The sequence below is a fragment of the Vibrio sp. 970 genome (assembly GCF_033339075.1).
Map to the genome: position 1 here is coordinate 1 of NZ_JAWOTW010000463.1, position 631 is coordinate 631.

The 631-nt window shown below is 48.2% G+C and carries 1 protein-coding gene; it reads left to right on the forward strand.

Going from position 1 to position 631, the window contains the following annotated elements; all coding sequences use genetic code 11:
- Window positions 1–11 precede the first annotated feature (11 nt).
- The coding region (locus R7Q11_RS27315; protein WP_225467125.1) for a sulfite exporter TauE/SafE family protein at window positions 12–631 on the forward strand (620 nt) is incomplete at its 3' end.

The window sequence follows — 631 nt, forward strand, 5'->3', positions numbered from 1 at the left end:
AAGGATTGTTTATGCTGCTGGAATTGGCTCTGTTGTTTGCTGCAGGCGTGGTAGGTGGAATCATGAATTCGATAGCAGGAGGTGGGAGTTTTATCACCTTCCCCGCCCTAATGGCGGTTGGCGTGCCGCCCATCATGGCTAACGCCACCAACACTTACGCGGCGTGCGCGGGATACATAAGCGGTGCCGTGGGTTTTCGTGAAGAAATTTTGAAGAACAAGCAAGAACTGCTATTCACCGTCTCGTTCAGCTTAGTTGGTGGCGCAGTTGGCGCGTATCTTCTTCTCAATACGCCAGAGTCACTGTTTTTGGAAGCCATTCCTTGGCTACTTTTGTTTGCTACGGTGCTATTTCTTACAGGTTCGCGGTTAACAATGATCATCAAATCCATCACCAGAGAACATAAACACGCTGGCGTTTTAGGCTTAATCGCATTGAGTTTGTTGTTGGTCGGCGTTTCAGCATACGGCGGATTTTTTAATGCCGGATTAGGCGTGATTGTTCTGAGTTACCTCGTTGTGGCGGGCCATCAAGACATCAACTTGATGAATGGGCTTAAACTTCTGGTTTCAACGTGTGTGTCTCTCATCGCTATCGTCATTTTTGTTGCGAACGGCTCTATCGATTGGAG